Here is a 16,777-nt window from a genome sequence, read left to right as displayed (position 1 = left end):
TATGTCTAAATACAGAACGATTGTGATCGGAACGGGACCTGCGGGTCTGACAGCAGCGATATATCTGGCTCGTGCTAATCTGAAACCACTGGTTATCGAAGGTCTTCAGCCGGGTGGTCAATTGACGACGACAACGGAAGTTGAGAATTTCCCCGGTTTCCCGCAAGGTATCATGGGGCCGGAACTGATGGACAACATGCGTAAGCAAGCTGAACGTTTTGGAGCAGAATTCAAAAACGGTTGGGTAGAAGAGGTTGATTTCAGCAAACCGCCCTTCAAGGTCAAAGTTGGAGGAATTGGTGAACTGGAAGCTGAATCGATCATTATCTCCACAGGTGCTTCCGCTCGTTATCTCGGTATTCCGGGTGAGCAGGAAAATGTGGGACGTGGTGTAAGTACATGTGCGACATGTGACGGCTTCTTCTTCCGAGGCAAAAAAATTGTGGTCGTGGGCGGCGGAGACTCCGCTATGGAGGAGGCGAGTTTCCTGACTCGTTTTGCAACAGACGTGACATTGGTTCACCGCCGGGATGAATTGCGTGCATCCAAGATTATGCAGGATCGGGCTCGCAGCAATGAAAAGGTGAAGTGGGCGCTGAACCGTACTCCACTAGAGGTCGTACCAGAAGCTTTAGGTGTCAAAGGACTGAAGGTGCGCAACAACGAGACAGGGCAGGAAGAGTTGCTCGAAGCAGATGGCGTATTCGTTGCCATTGGTCACACACCGAATACCGGATTCCTTGGGAATGCGATCACACTGGACGAACATGGCTATGTTGTCGTTAAACCGGGAACAACGGAGACCAATATTCCGGGTGTATTCGCCTGTGGTGATGTTCAGGATACGAAGTATCGTCAAGCTATTACGGCTGCAGGATCAGGATGTATGGCCGCGATGGATTGTGAGAAGTTCCTTGAAGGAAGCATTGTTCATGATTGGAGCGAAACGTTGGATAAATAAGCATTACATGCTTGAGGTTAGGCATATGTTAGGAAAAAGAGACAACGGGAAGTCTCATGAAATGAGAGAAGCCGGAAGGCTTCTCTTTTTTTGAAACTACAGTGGGCATGAGTTCGTATACATATAGGGCATATTAGCTGTGAGGTGAAGATTTTGGGGGAAATGATAAAAGATTGGTTACAGAATGCGACAGTGAGACGGTTTTTGATCTTGCTCTTGTTCTGTTTAATTTTGTTCAGTATGGGGAGTATGCTGCACATGATTCTGCTGTTGTTCCTGGTGACATATGTCATGAACAGGTTACAGCATTTCATTACAGGTGGTCTGAATCGATTGTTTCCGATCAATTATAAAGTTGTGGTCATCCTGCTCTATATGATTGTGATCGCAGTCATTGTGCTTGGCATTTCCAGATATTCACCACGGATCGTGGATCAGGTCGTTCAGTTGACGAACGAGATTATGAAATTTCTGGATAGTGCAGACGGTGATAATTTTGCATCCAAAATTGCGGGTTATCTTCAATCCTTTGATATCAAAAATTACACCAATGATGCATTGAAATATATTTTCGCTTTGAGCAAATGGCTGGAGTTTATTCTGCTCGTTATCATTCTGAGTCTGTTCTTCTTGTTGCAGAAGCAGGAGATATCCAAGTTCACGTCCAAGTTCAAAACAAGTAAAATTGGATGGTTCTACAATGAAGTAGCTTATCTGGGAGACAAGTTCGTGTCTTCTTTTGGTAAAGTTATTGAGGCTCAGCTTCTTATTGCAGTGTTTAATACAGTGCTGACGATACTGGGCTTATGGATTCTGGGTTTCCCGTATTTGTTCGCTCTGACCATTCTGGTGTTCATGCTCAGTCTGGTTCCCGTTGCGGGAGTTATCATCTCACTTGTACCGCTCTGTCTGATCGGGTATCAGATGGGTGGACTGAAATTAAGCATAATTGTAATCATCATGATTATTGTTATTCATGCTTTGGAGACGTACTTCCTGAATCCAAAACTGATGGCACACAAGACCAAATTGCCAATGTTCTACACCTTTATCGTACTAATTCTGTCGCAACACTTCCTGGGGATCTGGGGACTGATCATTGGTATTCCGATCTTTGTCTTCCTGCTCGATATTCTGGATGTGAACAAGTTGGAGAAGACAGAAGAGCCGGTACGTGTGGAAACGAAGTTATAACGCAGAAAAATCAACTGAGTTTAACCCCAATTCTACAACTTCAGAATTTTCATAAAAGTAAAAGTGCCTTCTATATGTAGAAGGCACTTTTCTGTTGGCAAGACCGTCATTCGATAACTTTCTGCATGAGAATGACAGGTGGCAGGGTGCATAAGACGAGTCACCCTATATGAGGGGGCGAAGTCCATCTTTTATGAATGGAACGAGTGAAGATGTAATATCATGAGTTGAGGCTTCCTCTGTTATGGAGGAACGAATAAAGCGTGCGTTTATTAATGAAGGTAATAAGATTGTATACGTATTCAAAAATGCTATGTGATGTGGTTCACAACCCTGGCAAAGCATGATGTATCCGAGGTCTTATCGTCTTGACCCAGGCGTATCCTTCAATTATAGTTGGTACGTAGGACTTAAACTATTTTAGATAGATAAAGGTGGCTTGCAGCATGTCTGAGAAAATCTACGTTGGGGTCGATCTCGGCGGAACAGCAATTAAGGTCGGTATATGCGATGAACAAGGTCAGCTAATGCATACGTATGAAGGACCGACTGAAGTGGATAAGGGCGTAGACACGGTCATCGCCAACATCGAGAAGTATGTCCGACATATCGTATCCGAATCACCTTACAGTTGGGAACAGCTTGAGGGTGTAGGCGCTGGAGTGGCCGGTTTCACGAATGTACGCGAGGGAATTATCGTTCATGCCCCTAACATCGGATTTCGGAATGTAGCCATTCGTTCGATTCTGGAAGAACGTCTGGGCAAGCCAATAAAAATAGATAACGATGCAAACGTGGCTGCACTGGGTGAAGTATGGGCAGGTGCCGGCAAAGGCGTAGACAACTGCGTATGTTATACACTCGGTACGGGTGTTGGTGGTGGCTTGATCTTGAATGGTAACATTTATCAGGGTTTCTCCGGTATGGCGGGAGAGCTGGGTCATATCAGTGTTGTACCTGATCTGGAAGCCATAAAGTGCGGTTGTGGTAAAATGGGATGTGTAGAAACAGTATCTTCTGCAACAGGAATTATACGTATGGCGAAGGATGCAGTAGAACGTGGTGATCATACGTCACTGGCACTCGTCGACAAGATTGCAGCCAAAGAAGTATTTGATGCTGCGAAGGCAGGCGATGAAGTGGCACAGCGCATTGTGAATCGTGCGGCCTTTTACCTGGGCAAGTCCATGGCTACTGTAGCAGCTGTCATTAACCCGGAGATGTTCATCATCGGTGGCGGCGTATCCAAAGCGGGCAATTTCTTGTTTGATGAAATCCGTACTGTGTTTGCTAAGCTGACGCCAGAACCGTTGCAAGATGGGGTTCAGATTCTGGAAGCTACACTTGGTAATAATGCAGGTATTGTGGGTGCAGCAGGTCTTCTCTTGCGTTCCTAGTACCCTCGTAACGATATATGAAGACAGCAATATGATAAGGAGGGGACATTTATGCTTGAAGGTGAAGGATCACCAGGCACAGGCGCCACGCTCATTATCATTACGGGCATGTCGGGGGCAGGTAAAACCATTGCAGTACAAAGCCTGGAGGATCTGGGTTTCTTCTGTGTGGATAATCTGCCACCGGTATTGATTCCAAAATTTGCGGAACTAATTGAACAGTCAAACGGCAAGATTGGTAAGGTTGCATTGGTTATCGATCTGCGCGGGCGTGAATTCTTTACGGCTCTGTCCGAGTCTTTGAACTATATTAAAGATCATTTTACCATTCATTGCGAGATTTTATTCCTGGATGCTACAGATTCTGTACTTGTTCAGCGTTACAAAGAAAGCAGGCGCAGACATCCACTGGCTCCTGAGGGCATGCCGCTGGACGGCATCCGACTGGAACGCAAGATGTTGGAGGAACTCAAAAACTCTGCGACTCAGGTACTGAATACAAGTACGATGAAGCCTGCTCAACTGAAAGAACGCATCATATCCCGCTTTTCTCATCTGGAAAGCCAAATGCTGTCGGTGAATATTACGTCGTTTGGATTCAAGTATGGCATTCCGATTGATGCTGATCTGGTGTTTGATGTACGTTTTTTACCGAATCCGCATTATATTGATCATTTGCGACCGAATACGGGACAGAATAGTGATGTGTACGAATATGTTATGAAGTGGCCAGAGACACAGGCGTTTCTGACCAAGCTGCTGGATATGCTGCATTTCCTGATTCCGCAATACCGGAAGGAAGGCAAAAGCCAGGTTATTATTGGAATCGGCTGTACCGGAGGCAAGCATCGTTCGGTAGCAATATCGGAATATTTGGGCAAGATGTTGGGAAGCAGCGAGACAGAAGCTGTCACCGTAAGCCATCGCGACGCTGACCGGGACCGTCATTGAAGAGGGTGAAGGGATGAAAGAGGCCGGACCACGAAGAGAACGTCCGAGAATAGTTGTAATGGGCGGCGGAACCGGATTATCCGTGATGCTGCGCGGTTTGAAAGAGAAGCCGCTGGATATCACGGCCATCGTCACGGTTGCAGATGACGGTGGAAGTTCAGGCATCCTGCGCAATGAGCTACAGATGCCGCCTCCGGGCGACATTCGCAACGTGCTTACGGCACTGGCTGATGTAGAACCATTGCTTTCAGATATGTTGAAGTACCGTTTCAATACAGGCGCGGGGCTTGCAGGCCACAGCTTGGGGAATTTGATTTTGGCTGCAATGACGGATATTTCAGGCGACTTTGTGACCGCAGTGCGGGAGCTTAGCCGCGTGTTTGCCGTTCGAGGTGAGGTATTGCCAGCAGCCGGGCAGGCCGTTGTGTTGCATGCGGAGATGGAAGATGGGACAATTATTACAGGTGAGTCCAAAATCCCTGAGGCGGGTGGACGCATCAAACGTGTTTTCCTTGAACCGGATCACGTGGAGCCGTTGCCAGAGGCAGTAGAGGCCATTCGTCAAGCTGACGCCATTCTGATCGGGCCAGGCAGCCTCTATACAAGCATCCTTCCCAATCTGCTCGTACCTAAGCTTGCAGAAGCTGTGGTAGAGGCTGATGCGGTGAAGATGTTTATCTGTAATGTGATGACACAGCCGGGAGAAACAGATAACTATACGGTAAGTGACCACCTTAAGGCGGTACACGAGCATATAGGTCATCAGCTCTTCGACTATGTTATCGTGAATAATGGTGATATTCCGCTGCAAGTGCAAAATAAGTATGCGGAAAAAGGAGCAAAACCGGTTGTACTGGATATGAATGTACTCGAAAGTGCCGGCTATCAGGTGGTTGCAGATACCCTTGTTCTGTTCAAAACCTATCTGCGTCATGATGCCGACAAGTTAAGTCATCACATCTACCAACTGGTACAAAATTGGATGTTACGGAAGAGGTGAAGTCCCATGTCGTTTGCAGCACAGACCAAAAAAGAGTTAACTATGATCGAGAGCGAACCGTGCTGCGAAAAGGCGGAACTTTCAGCCCTCATCCGTATGCTTGGTGCAGTGCAGTTATCGAATAAAAAAGTGATCTTGGATATTTCGACGGAGAATGCCGCGATTGCAAGACGGGCATACTCTCTGCTTAAAAAGCATTTTCAAGTGCATACGGAATTACTGGTCCGCAAAAAAATGCGGCTGAAAAAGAACAATGTATATATTGTTCGTATTCCAACCATGGTACAGGAGATTCTCAATAATCTTCATATTGTATCTGAGGGCTTTCTCTTTACCCCAGGGATCAGTACGGAATTGTTTCAGCAAAACTGTTGTAAACGGGCCTATCTTCGCGGTGCATTTCTGGCCGGTGGATCGGTTAATAATCCGGAAGGTTCCTCGTACCATCTGGAGATTGCGTCTATGTATGAAGAGCACTGTCAGGCACTGGTTGACCTGGCCAATGAATTTCATCTGAATGCCCGGTGTATAGAACGGAAAAAAGGATTCATCCTATACATTAAGGAAGGCGAGAAAATCATTGAGCTGCTCAGCATCATTGGTGCTCATCAGGCCTTGTTCAAGTTTGAAGATGTACGAATTATGCGAGACATGCGTAACTCCGTTAACCGGATTGTCAATTGTGAGACCGCCAACCTGAACAAAACGATTGGAGCGGCCGTAAGACAAATCGATAATATCCGGTTGTTACAAAAGGAAGTTGGTCTGGAATCTTTGCCTGAGAAACTTCGCGAAGTGGCAGAGGTTCGACTCGCTCATCCGGATATCAACTTGAAGGAAGTTGGCGAGCTCCTTAAAGGTACAGTCAGTAAGTCGGGAGTGAACCATCGGCTTCGTAAAATTGATGAGCTGGCTGAGAAAGTACGCACGGAACGTTATGGTTAAGACGGAGTAGGGTAAAGTAACAAGGTCGGCTGTTTCTGCTGAACAGAAAGGTCGGAGAAGTCAACCGTTATGGATCTAGAAGACTTACTTAGGTCATTGGATACGCGCTGTGCAAAAGATGAAATAGGGCAAGAAAATGTCCGTCAAAGCACCCTGAGTTTTTTCTTCTAGTGTCCTGCACGGGTTAATGGTATAATGTTGTTTAAATATAATTGTGTATTTAATGTCCAGATTTCATAATAGGGGGTAAGTTTCCATGACAAAGCACCCGGTAGTTGTCCGTTTGAAAACGGGTCTCCATGCCAGACCTGCGGCACTGTTCGTTCAAGAAGCGAATAAGTACTCGTCTGAAGTGTTCGTCGAGAAGGACGACAAAAAAGTTAATGCAAAAAGTATCATGGGGATCATGAGCCTTGCAATTAGCACAGGTACGGAAATCCAGATTAGTGCAGAAGGCGCGGATGCCGAACAGGCTGTAAACGCTTTAGTTAGTCTGGTAAGCAAGGAAGAGCTCGAAAACCAATAAGATATGATCAATCCAATGAAGAAGTCCCGAAAGGGGCTTTTTTGCGTTTTTCACGTTTATGCTATCGTCAAGTGCAACATTATGGAATTTGTCCCGTCTGTTAAGGTATCAAATCGAATAAAGTTTGAGATGTTAACACATAAGGAGGCTATCGTGATGGGTAAACAATGGATGAAACCGTTTGGTGCAGTGCTGGTGGCAAGTACGTTGCTTGTAGGAGGAACCGCATGGGTTGCGCCAGGGAACTATGCTTATGCTGCAGAGGTTCAAGGGGTACAACAGAATGTGATTAACGTCGTGGGTAAAGGTGAGATTCAGGTGAAGCCTGATATTGCTTATCTGTCCATTGGTGTGAACAGTAATGCAGAGACAGCTGCATCTGCTCAAAAAGCGAATGCTGCCAAAGTTCAAAAGGTATCCAACTTGCTGAAGAATACGTGGAAGATCAGTGCAGACGACATTCAAACCAGTCAGTTCTCTGTACAACCCAACTATACGTATAGCGAAAAAGACGGACAACAAATCAAAGGATACACAGCGCATCATACACTGACAGTCACGTATCGTCAGATGGACAAGATTGGCGAGCTGCTCGATGCTGCTTCAGGGGCGGGTGCCAACAATATTGAGAACGTACGCTTTACTGTAGAAAATCCGGAAAGTTATGAATCACAAGTGATTGAGAAAGCTGTTGCCAATGCAGATGTGAAAGCTGGCGCCATTGCAAAAGCAGTTAAACGTCAACTTGGTGCTGTTCTTTCCGTGAGCCAAGGTGATGCTAATGTGCCTGTATTCTATGCAAGCGAGGCGTTGATGTCCAAAGCACAAGATACAGCAGGTGGTACGGAGATTGAAACAGGCCAGGTTAAAGTAAGTACAATCCTGAATATCACGTATGAAATGAAATAAAAGATCGAATTAAGGACTGTAAGCTCAAGTAACCTTTTCAAGTGTCATTTGAAGGGTACAACGAAATAATGACAAAGACTTTGTCCTGTGGACAGAGTCTTTTTTTGTTGGAAAAGCAAACTTTGATGAAGTTAGATAGAAGTGTACCTTTTTGAAGCAACGTGAAATGCTGTTTATTGGTATCTTTTTTGTATAGTTGTTCGTGACAAAAAGGTCATATCCCCTTATATTTTGCGTCTGATATTCATCAACATTGTAACTCGAGCTGTAAACCTTTCCGAAATTGGGTTAATTATAATAGAGAGGTGAGCGTATGAGATATGCGATTAGGTCAGGATTACATACGCAATGATCCCTAATTGTGAATTCAGAGAGGAGTTTTATATATGACATCATGGAAAAAATGGACAAGTGCGTTGCTTGCAGCAGGAATTATTGTAGGTAGTGGTTCGGTATGGCAGGACAGTTCGGTTCAGGCAGCATCGGTATCCTCTAAAGTGACAACCCCGGCTGAGGTAACTCTGAAATCGGGTGGAAAAACACTGACTCAAAAAGGGCTTCTTCAAGGTGGATCGACATGGGTCTCTCTTACGGCAGTAAAAGATGTAGCGGGTGGAACGCTGAAATATGATGCGAAAACCAAGTCATATACGGTAACAGCAGCCAACAATGCGATGACCGTTAGCCTGATGGATGGACAACCAAACGTGTACATTAACGGTTATTACCCTCAGGTGGAAGCAAAATTGATTCAGGGTCGATTATATATTCCATTCTCAGCAATGAGAGATTATCTGGGTGTACAGGGGAATTGGGATGGCAAAACCAAAACGTTGACACTCAGCAAGGTGAAACAAAATAACGTTAAAATTAAAGCGGCAACAGTTAATGTCACTGTAAAAAATGCTGAAGTCGATGTTCAATATCCGCAAGTGAGTGGACTTGCCAGCAAAGAAGCTGAAGCGGCAATCAACAAAGTGCTGAAAGACGAAGTGGATGCTTCTGTAGCTGACTTCAAGAAACAGACATCTGAATTCGGCGGTGCAACAGCCAACCGTCCATATGCATTTGAGAGCTCTTATGTAGTGACGTACAACGAAAAAGGCGTGCTGGGACTCATTACACAACGATACGAAGATTATGCTGGCGCTCATGGTATGACAACCCGTACGGGCCACACCTTTGCACTGGACACAGGCAAGGAGCTTACGTTAGATGATGTGCTGCAAAACAACAAAACTATGCGTGAGACGTTGGGTAAAAAAGTCGGCGAACAGCTGAAAGCTCGCGGTGGATACCTGGAAGGTTATAAAGGGTTGAATAAAGATCAGGATTTCTATGTGACACCAACGGGTGTGGTCGTGTTCTTCCAGTTGTATGAGTATACGGCGTACGCAGAGGGATTCCCTGAAATGCCATTTACGTATAAAGAACTTCTCCCTAAAGGAACTGAACCTTTCAGTAATGTATCTGGAACCAAATAAAGAAATCATTATTATGCACTCTTAAGTTGTCTTTCTTATAAAATGAAAAAATAAGCCCTCATCATGATTATGATGAGGGCTTATTCCCGTATAGACAACACAATGGGGTGTTGCTGACGTTAGGTGTTGATATGTTAACTCGTAGACCGGGGTCTACATAACACTTAAATGCCTTGGGAACCTACGTTTTCGATAACTTTATCAATGATACCGTAATCGGCGGCTTCAGCAGCACTCATGAAGTAGTCACGATCTGTATCTTTCTCAATCCGCTCCAGCGGTTGACCTGAACGCTCAGAGATGATGCGGTTCAAGGTATCACGCATTTTCAGGATGCGGCGAGCACGGATTTCGATGTCGGAAGCTTGACCTTGTGCACCACCAAGTGGTTGGTGAATCATAATTTCACTGTTTGGTAATGCAAAACGTTTACCTTTTGCACCGGCATTCAGCAAGAATGCACCCATGGAAGCCGCCATACCTACACAGATGGTAGATACATCCGGTTTGATGAACTGCATTGTATCATAAATCGCCATACCGGCTGTAATCGATCCGCCTGGGCTGTTGATGTATAAGTGAATGTCTTTCTCCGGATCTTCCGCAGCCAGGAACAACATCTGTGCCATAATGGCATTAGCCACTACGTCATTAACATCGCTACCAAGGAAAATAATACGATCCTTCAGCAATCTGGAGTAGATGTCGTAGGCGCGCTCACCCCGGTTGCTCTGTTCAACGACCATTGGAATAAAACTCACGTGAAAAACCTCCTTGGAATGTAAATGTTATTGGTGTTTATACTTAAACTGTTACCGTATTACCCACATAATAAACAATTCCAAACAAAAAGTCAAAGAAAGTCAAACTAACTTGCAAAAAAAAGAAACCTTTCCGGTTTCATTGGTTAAATGGGTTATGAGCTGTTAAATAAAAATGGCGCGCCCGCCAAGAATCGAACTTGGATCTCAGGCTTCGGAGGCCTACGTCATATCCATTGGACCACGGGCGCACATTATGTGACAGCAATAATGATTATAGCTCATGAAATATTTAATTGCAAGCAGTTCGTTGTGGTATTGGTTTGGATTAACCTAAAAATGATCATGATGAAGAAGAGTGGATAAAGAGTACATTTAAGTAAATGCTATTAGAGGTTTTGGACATGCCGTATGAAATGTGATTCTGAGCGATATGTAGATTGAATTCATTCGTTTCTTCTATATATGGTATGCGTGAGCTAGTCCTAGATCATGGAAGTCTAGGATTGTGAAAATAGGCGCGTACAAACGCTGAATGCGTGTCGAAATAACACGTTGAAACACTTGCATGTCACGTCAGTTTTAGGTAGAATAGACGTGGGACTTAAAAAGTTAACCCGGGACGTTTTAGGGCCACGAAAGAGAGCTTAGAACGAGAACTTGCGGGAGTGGAAAGCATGCGAACGATTTTAGAAGTACAAAAGCAGCTTCTGCCTGATCTCATGGATATCTTGAAAAAGAGGTATACGATTCTGCAACAGATCATGTTATCGGATGTGATCGGACGGAGAACGTTAGCTAATTCCATTCAGATGACCGAGCGGGTTCTGAGGGCTGAGACCGATCTGTTAAAGGCTCAGGGACTTATTGAAATTGACAGTGCAGGAATGAAGATCAGCGAGGCAGGGTATGATTTGCTGCAGCAGTTAGAGCCCGTAGCCAAAGAGTTGTTCGGATTATCCGAGCTGGAAGAGCGCATCAAGCAAGCCTACGGTCTGCAAAAGGTAGTTGTGGTTCCTGGTGATTCGGATATTTCTCCATTTGCCAAAAGGGAACTGGGCAGAGCCGGAGCGAAGGCTCTCGGCAATATCATGAGTGATAACGACGTTGTCGCCGTTACTGGCGGTTCAACAACGGCCGAAGTCGCAGAACAACTAAATCCGCCAACATCGCTCAAAGGTGTCTGGTTCGTACCGGCACGCGGTGGACTTGGAGAAAGCCTTGAAATTCAGGCAAATACGATTGCATCTACAATGGCAAAGCGGGTAGGGGCGCAATACAAACTCCTGCATGTGCCGGATTTGCTTAGTGATCATGCCTATGAATCATTAATCCAGGACCCTAGTGTTCAGGAGATTCTGCAGCTGATTCGGAAATCGCGGATTGTTATTCATGGAATTGGTGATGCCGTGGAGATGGCGACAAGACGTAAACTTGCGACGGAGATTATAGATGAACTTCAGGAGCAAGGTGCCGTATCTGAATCTTTCGGTTATTACTTTAACGATCAGGGTAAGGTGGTACATACCATGCTTACACTGGGTATGCGACTTCAGGATATTGAACGAACCGATGTTGTGATTGGAATCGCAGGTGGCAAAAGCAAAGCTGCTGCTATACATTCTGTGTTGCGATTTGGTCAGGAAGATATTCTGATTATTGATGAGGCTGCTGCCGAAGTCATCGTTGCTGAAATGGAATAAGGTTTTACTTTGCAACACAACTATTGTTGTCTTGACGGACTTCACCGTCTGTCTTGAATATATAAGTTTCATAAAAAATTAATCAAAACTTGGGAGGAACTTACTCATGATTAAAGTAGGTATTAACGGTTTTGGACGTATTGGACGCTTGGCATTCCGCCGTATTCAAAATGTAGCAGGCATCGAGGTAGTAGCAATCAACGACTTGACTGACGCTAAAATGCTCGCTCATTTGCTCAAATATGATACAACTCAAGGTCGTTTCGATGGCGATGTTGAAGTACACGATGGCTTCTTCAAAGTGAACGGCAAAGAAGTTAAAGTATTGGCTAACCGTAACCCGGAAGAACTTCCATGGGGCGACCTGGGCGTAGATATCGTTCTGGAATGTACTGGTTTCTTCACAACTAAAGAAGCAGCTGAGAAACACTTGAAAGGTGGAGCTAAGAAAGTTGTTATCTCCGCACCAGCTACTGGCGACATGAAAACCATCGTTTACAACGTAAACCATGAAATCCTCGACGGTACTGAAACTGTAATCTCTGGCGCATCTTGCACAACAAACTGCCTGGCACCTATGGCAAAAACACTGCAAGACAAATTCGGAATCGTTCAAGGTTTGATGACTACAATTCACGCTTACACTGGCGACCAAAACACGTTGGATGCTCCACACCCTAAAGGTGACTTCCGTCGTGCTCGCGCAGCAGCTGAAAACATCATCCCTAACACAACTGGTGCTGCTAAAGCAATCGGTCTGGTAATCCCAGAACTGCAAGGCATCCTTGATGGTGCAGCTCAACGTGTACCAGTAGCTACTGGTTCCCTGACTGAGCTCGTAACTGTTCTGAACAAAAAAGTAACTGCTGAAGAAGTTAACGCAGCTATGCAAGAAGCTTCCGATCCAGAAACTTTCGGATACACAGAAGACGAAATTGTATCTTCCGATATCCAAGGAATCACTTTCGGTTCCCTGTTTGATGCAACTCAAACTAAAGTTCTGACTGTTGGCGACCAACAATTGGTTAAAACTGTAGCTTGGTATGACAATGAAATGTCCTACACTGCACAATTGGTTCGCACTTTGGAGCACTTTGCAAAAATGATTAAGTAATATCTGCAATAACATAGAGCGGAAACAGATGCTATATTGTTTCCGCTCTTTATATATCTACATTTTGCAAATTTCTCAAAAACACCAGGATTGACAAGGGATTTTAGCTCTTGATTGGTCCACCAAATACATGGGTGCGGAGGAAATACAGATGAACAAAAAAAGTGTACGCGATATCGAATTGACAGGAAAACGGGCTTTTGTCCGTGTAGATTTCAATGTGCCGCTCGAAGATGGTAAAATTACAGATGACAAACGTATTCGTGCAACGCTTCCTACAATCAACTTCTTGATTGAAAAAGGCGCTAAAGTCATTTTGGCAAGCCACATGGGTCGTCCTAACGGCGAAGTGGTTGAATCTTTGCGTTTGACTCCAGCAGCTGAGCGTTTGTCTGAATTGCTTGGTAAAACAGTTGTTAAAGCTGACGGTTCTGTTGGTGACGCTGTTAAAGCTCAAATCGCTGAACTGAACAACGGCGACGTATTGTTGCTTGAAAACGTTCGTTTCCACGCAGGCGAAGAGAAAAACGATCCGGAACTGGCAAAACAATTTGCTGAACTGGCTGACGTTTTCGTTAATGATGCGTTTGGCGCGGCTCACAGAGCACACGCTTCGACTGAAGGAATCGCTCACTTGCTTCCAGCAGTGTCCGGTTTGTTGATGGAGAAAGAACTTGAAGTGTTGGGTAAAGCAATCTCCAACCCTGAGCGTCCTTTCACAGCTATCATTGGTGGATCCAAAGTTAAAGACAAAATCGATGTAATCGACAACCTGCTGAACATTGCAGACAACGTGATCATCGGTGGCGGTCTGACTTACACGTTCTTCAAAGCACAAGGACATGAAATTGGACAATCCTTGCTGGATGATTCCAAACTTGATGTTGCTCTTGGTTTTATCGAAAAAGCGAAAAAATTGGGCAAAAACTTCTACCTGCCGGTAGATATCGTAGTGTCTGACGATTTCAGTGCGAAAGCAAACACACAAATCGTTGACATCGATGGTATCCCAGCAGATTGGGAAGGTATCGACATCGGTCCTAAAACACGTGAGATCTATGCTGATGTAATCAAAAACTCCAAATTGGTTGTGTGGAACGGACCAATGGGCGTATTTGAAATCGAGCCATTCTCCCACGGTACTCGTGCAGTAGCGGAAGCTTGCGCTGAGACAGAAGCTTACACTGTAATTGGTGGCGGTGACTCCGCAGCAGCAGCAGAGAAGTTCAAATTGGCTGATAAAATGAACCACATCTCTACAGGTGGCGGTGCATCGCTCGAGTTCATGGAAGGTAAAGTACTTCCAGGCGTAGTGGCATTGAACGACAAGTAAGTTTTAGTAGCCTATAGCATGAAGGAGTTGAAACCCATGAGAACACCGATTATCGCAGGTAACTGGAAAATGTTCAAAACGGTTTCCGAATCCAATGACTTCATTCAGGAAGTTAAAGGAAAAGCGGAAGTTGAAGGCGTGGAAACTGTAATCTGCGCACCGTTTACAAATCTGCCATCCCTGGTAGAAGCCGTTAAAGGCACAAACATCAAAATTGGTGCACAAAATCTTCATTTTGAAGACAACGGTGCATTCACAGGTGAAATCAGCGGCGTAATGCTGAAAGACCTGGGCGTGGATTATGTCATTATTGGTCACTCGGAGCGCCGTCAATATTTTGCGGAAACCGATGAGACTGTCAATAAAAAATTGCATGCAGCATTCCGTCACGGATTGACTCCAATCTTCTGCCTTGGTGAGACGCTTGAAGAGCGTGAAGCGAACCAAACAAAAGACGTATGCAAAGTGCAAACAGTAGCTGCTTTTGCAGGTCTGTCTGCAGAGCAAGCGGCACAAGTTGTTATCGCTTATGAGCCAATCTGGGCGATTGGTACAGGCAAATCCTCCACTTCCCAAGATGCGAATGAAGTTATTGCTTACATCCGTACGCTGGTGAAGGATCTGTACAACGAGACGGTTGCGAATGCAGTTCGTATTCAATACGGCGGCAGTGTTAAACCGGAGAACGTAACAGAATACCTCGGACAAAGCGACATCGACGGCGCACTTGTTGGCGGTGCCAGCTTGCAGCCGGCTTCGTTCATCGCGCTTGTTGAGGGGGCGAAGTAAGATGACAGCTCCAAAACCTGTAGCACTGATCATCATGGATGGCTTTGGTCTACGTAACACGGTGGAAGGCAACGCGGTAGCGCAAGCCAAGAAACCGAACTACGACCGTTTCATGAGCCAATTCCCACATACAACACTCACTGCTTGCGGTGAAGCTGTAGGTTTGCCAGAAGGGCAAATGGGAAATTCCGAGGTAGGTCACCTGAACATTGGTGCCGGCCGGATCGTATACCAGGATTTGACCCGTATCTCCAAATCCATTCGTGACGGCGAGTTCTACGACAATGAAACACTTGTCAAAGCGGTTCGCGAAGCGAAACAAAGCGGCAAAAAGCTTCATCTCTACGGCTTGTTGTCTGATGGCGGCGTACATAGTCACATCGACCACCTGTTTGCTATGCTGGATCTGGCCAAAAAAGAAGGAATGAATGATGTATATATTCATGCTTTCATGGATGGCCGTGATGTTATGCCAGACAGTGGTAAAGACTTCATGCAGAAGCTGATCGCCAAGATTGAAGAAGTCGGTGTAGGTAAAATTGCAACGGTTCAAGGCCGCTATTACGCGATGGACCGTGACAAACGTTGGGAACGGGTTGAGAAATCATACCGTGCCATCGTTTATGGAGATGGACCAAAATACACTGACCCACTCAAAGCGGTTGAAGAATCGTATGAGAAGTCCGTATTTGATGAATTCGTTGAACCAACGGTTATCGTCAAAGCGGATGGTGAGCCGGTAGGTTTGGTTGAGAGCGGCGATTCCGTTATCTTCCTCAACTTCCGTCCTGACCGTGCGATTCAGTTGTCGCAAGTATTCACAAACCAGGATTTCCGCGGTTTCGATCGTGGTCCGAAGTTCCCTGTGGGCTTGCACTTTGTATGCTTGACTTTGTTCAGCGAGACGGTTGAAGGTTATGTGGCTTATTCGCCGAAGAACCTCGATAACACCCTGGGTGAAGTTCTGGTACAGAACAATAAAAAACAACTGCGTATTGCAGAAACTGAGAAATACCCGCACGTTACCTTCTTCTTCAGCGGTGGTCGTGATGTGGAGCTTCCGGGCGAAACTCGCGTACTAATCAACTCACCAAAAGTTGCAACGTATGACCTGCAACCGGAGATGAGTGCGTATGAAGTAGCTGATGCATGTGTTCGCGAGATCGAAGCAGACAAACATGACGCCATCATTCTGAACTTTGCTAACCCTGACATGGTTGGACACTCCGGCATGCTGGAGCCTACCATCAAAGCGGTTGAAGTAACAGATGAGTGCATGGGCCGTGTTGTGGATGCGGTACTTGCCAAAGGCGGCGTTGTACTGATCACTGCCGATCATGGTAACGCGGATATGGTGTTCGATGAGAAAGGACGTCCGTTCACAGCTCATACAACGAACCCCGTTCCATTCATCGTTACGGATGCCAATGTAACTCTGCGTGAAGGGGGAATCCTGGCAGATATCGCGCCAACGATCCTTGACCTGATGCAATTGCCTAAACCGGCTGAGATGACAGGTACATCCGTCATCGCTACCCGCAAATAAGTTACGTAACAACATATATGAAATTGGGAAGTTTGGAGTTTACCCCTGAACGAAGGAAGCAGAAATTGTCTGAAGAAGCGTTAGCGTTCGCCTTTATCACATGATTCCAACTTATGAAAATAAGTTCAAAAGGAATCAGGGGATAACAGCGATCAGAGGACAAT

Annotated in this window: 15 protein-coding genes and 1 tRNA gene; 14 read left to right on the top strand and 2 right to left on the bottom strand. The window is 45.5% G+C overall.

Annotated elements, in window-relative coordinates; genetic code table 11:
• Position 1: 1 nt before the first annotated feature.
• The 9 genes from trxB to IFU39_RS28820 all read left to right on the top strand — a co-directional run bounded on the left by trxB (position 2) and on the right by IFU39_RS28820 (position 9,367).
• The gene (gene trxB / locus IFU39_RS28860; RefSeq protein WP_091012024.1) at positions 2-961 is read left to right on the top strand and encodes a thioredoxin-disulfide reductase; all 960 of its coding nucleotides are present in this window, start codon (positions 2-4) and stop codon (positions 959-961) included.
• A gap of 162 nt (positions 962-1,123) precedes the next feature.
• Positions 1,124-2,155, top strand: a complete 1,032-nt coding sequence (locus IFU39_RS28855) for an AI-2E family transporter (RefSeq protein WP_192136244.1) — start codon at positions 1,124-1,126, stop codon at positions 2,153-2,155.
• 446 nt (positions 2,156-2,601) lie between these two features.
• Entirely contained in the window at positions 2,602-3,552 is a 951-nt protein-coding gene (locus IFU39_RS28850) for an ROK family glucokinase (protein ID WP_091012026.1), read from the top strand.
• A 51-nt stretch (positions 3,553-3,603) separates the two neighbouring features.
• A complete protein-coding gene (gene rapZ, locus IFU39_RS28845; protein ID WP_017691251.1) occupies positions 3,604-4,503 on the top strand; it encodes an RNase adapter RapZ in 900 nt (299 codons plus the stop codon).
• A 13-nt stretch (positions 4,504-4,516) separates the two neighbouring features.
• Positions 4,517-5,503: a gluconeogenesis factor YvcK family protein gene (locus tag IFU39_RS28840; protein ID WP_017691250.1), complete on the top strand. Its 987-nt coding sequence runs from the start codon at positions 4,517-4,519 to the stop codon at positions 5,501-5,503.
• Positions 5,504-5,509: 6 nt separating this feature from the next.
• Positions 5,510-6,448 (top strand): DNA-binding protein WhiA, encoded by a 939-nt coding sequence (gene whiA / locus IFU39_RS28835; protein WP_192136223.1) that lies wholly within the window; start codon positions 5,510-5,512, stop codon positions 6,446-6,448.
• Positions 6,449-6,704: 256 nt separating this feature from the next.
• Entirely contained in the window at positions 6,705-6,974 is a 270-nt protein-coding gene (locus tag IFU39_RS28830) for an HPr family phosphocarrier protein (protein ID WP_017691248.1), read from the top strand.
• A 156-nt stretch (positions 6,975-7,130) separates the two neighbouring features.
• Positions 7,131-7,883 carry an SIMPL domain-containing protein gene (locus tag IFU39_RS28825; RefSeq protein ID WP_127546328.1) on the top strand — a complete coding sequence of 251 codons (753 nt, stop codon included), beginning with the start codon at positions 7,131-7,133 and terminating at the stop codon, positions 7,881-7,883.
• Positions 7,884-8,269: 386 nt separating this feature from the next.
• Positions 8,270-9,367 carry a stalk domain-containing protein gene (locus IFU39_RS28820; RefSeq protein ID WP_192136222.1) on the top strand — a complete coding sequence of 366 codons (1,098 nt, stop codon included), beginning with the start codon at positions 8,270-8,272 and terminating at the stop codon, positions 9,365-9,367.
• A 164-nt stretch (positions 9,368-9,531) separates the two neighbouring features.
• Here IFU39_RS28820 and clpP read toward each other — a convergent pair whose 3' ends face one another.
• Together clpP and IFU39_RS28810 are read right to left on the bottom strand one after the other, a co-directional pair.
• The gene (gene clpP / locus IFU39_RS28815) at positions 9,532-10,128 is read right to left on the bottom strand and encodes an ATP-dependent Clp endopeptidase proteolytic subunit ClpP (protein ID WP_017691245.1); all 597 of its coding nucleotides are present in this window, start codon (positions 10,126-10,128) and stop codon (positions 9,532-9,534) included.
• 176 nt (positions 10,129-10,304) lie between these two features.
• Positions 10,305-10,379, bottom strand: a tRNA-Arg gene (locus IFU39_RS28810).
• A gap of 426 nt (positions 10,380-10,805) precedes the next feature.
• Here IFU39_RS28810 and IFU39_RS28805 point away from each other — a divergent pair.
• The 5 genes from IFU39_RS28805 (at position 10,806) to gpmI (ending at position 16,613) form a co-directional block, all read left to right on the top strand.
• Positions 10,806-11,831 (top strand): sugar-binding transcriptional regulator, encoded by a 1,026-nt coding sequence (locus IFU39_RS28805; RefSeq protein WP_192136221.1) that lies wholly within the window; start codon positions 10,806-10,808, stop codon positions 11,829-11,831.
• 106 nt (positions 11,832-11,937) lie between these two features.
• Positions 11,938-12,945: a type I glyceraldehyde-3-phosphate dehydrogenase gene (gene gap / locus IFU39_RS28800; RefSeq protein ID WP_017691243.1), complete on the top strand. Its 1,008-nt coding sequence runs from the start codon at positions 11,938-11,940 to the stop codon at positions 12,943-12,945.
• A 151-nt stretch (positions 12,946-13,096) separates the two neighbouring features.
• Complete coding sequence (locus tag IFU39_RS28795) at positions 13,097-14,278, top strand: phosphoglycerate kinase (protein ID WP_036616219.1); 1,182 nt, start codon at positions 13,097-13,099, stop codon at positions 14,276-14,278.
• A gap of 36 nt (positions 14,279-14,314) precedes the next feature.
• Positions 14,315-15,067 carry a triose-phosphate isomerase gene (gene tpiA / locus IFU39_RS28790; protein WP_036616221.1) on the top strand — a complete coding sequence of 251 codons (753 nt, stop codon included), beginning with the start codon at positions 14,315-14,317 and terminating at the stop codon, positions 15,065-15,067.
• A gap of 1 nt (position 15,068) precedes the next feature.
• Positions 15,069-16,613 carry a 2,3-bisphosphoglycerate-independent phosphoglycerate mutase gene (gpmI, locus tag IFU39_RS28785; protein WP_036616224.1) on the top strand — a complete coding sequence of 515 codons (1,545 nt, stop codon included), beginning with the start codon at positions 15,069-15,071 and terminating at the stop codon, positions 16,611-16,613.
• Positions 16,614-16,777: the final 164 nt, after the last annotated feature.

This window comes from Paenibacillus sp. CFBP 13594, assembly GCF_014842675.1.
Lineage (GTDB): Bacteria > Bacillota > Bacilli > Paenibacillales > Paenibacillaceae > Paenibacillus > Paenibacillus amylolyticus_B.
Note: the sequence above shows the minus strand (reverse complement) of the source record. Positions and strands in the feature narration are given on the sequence as shown.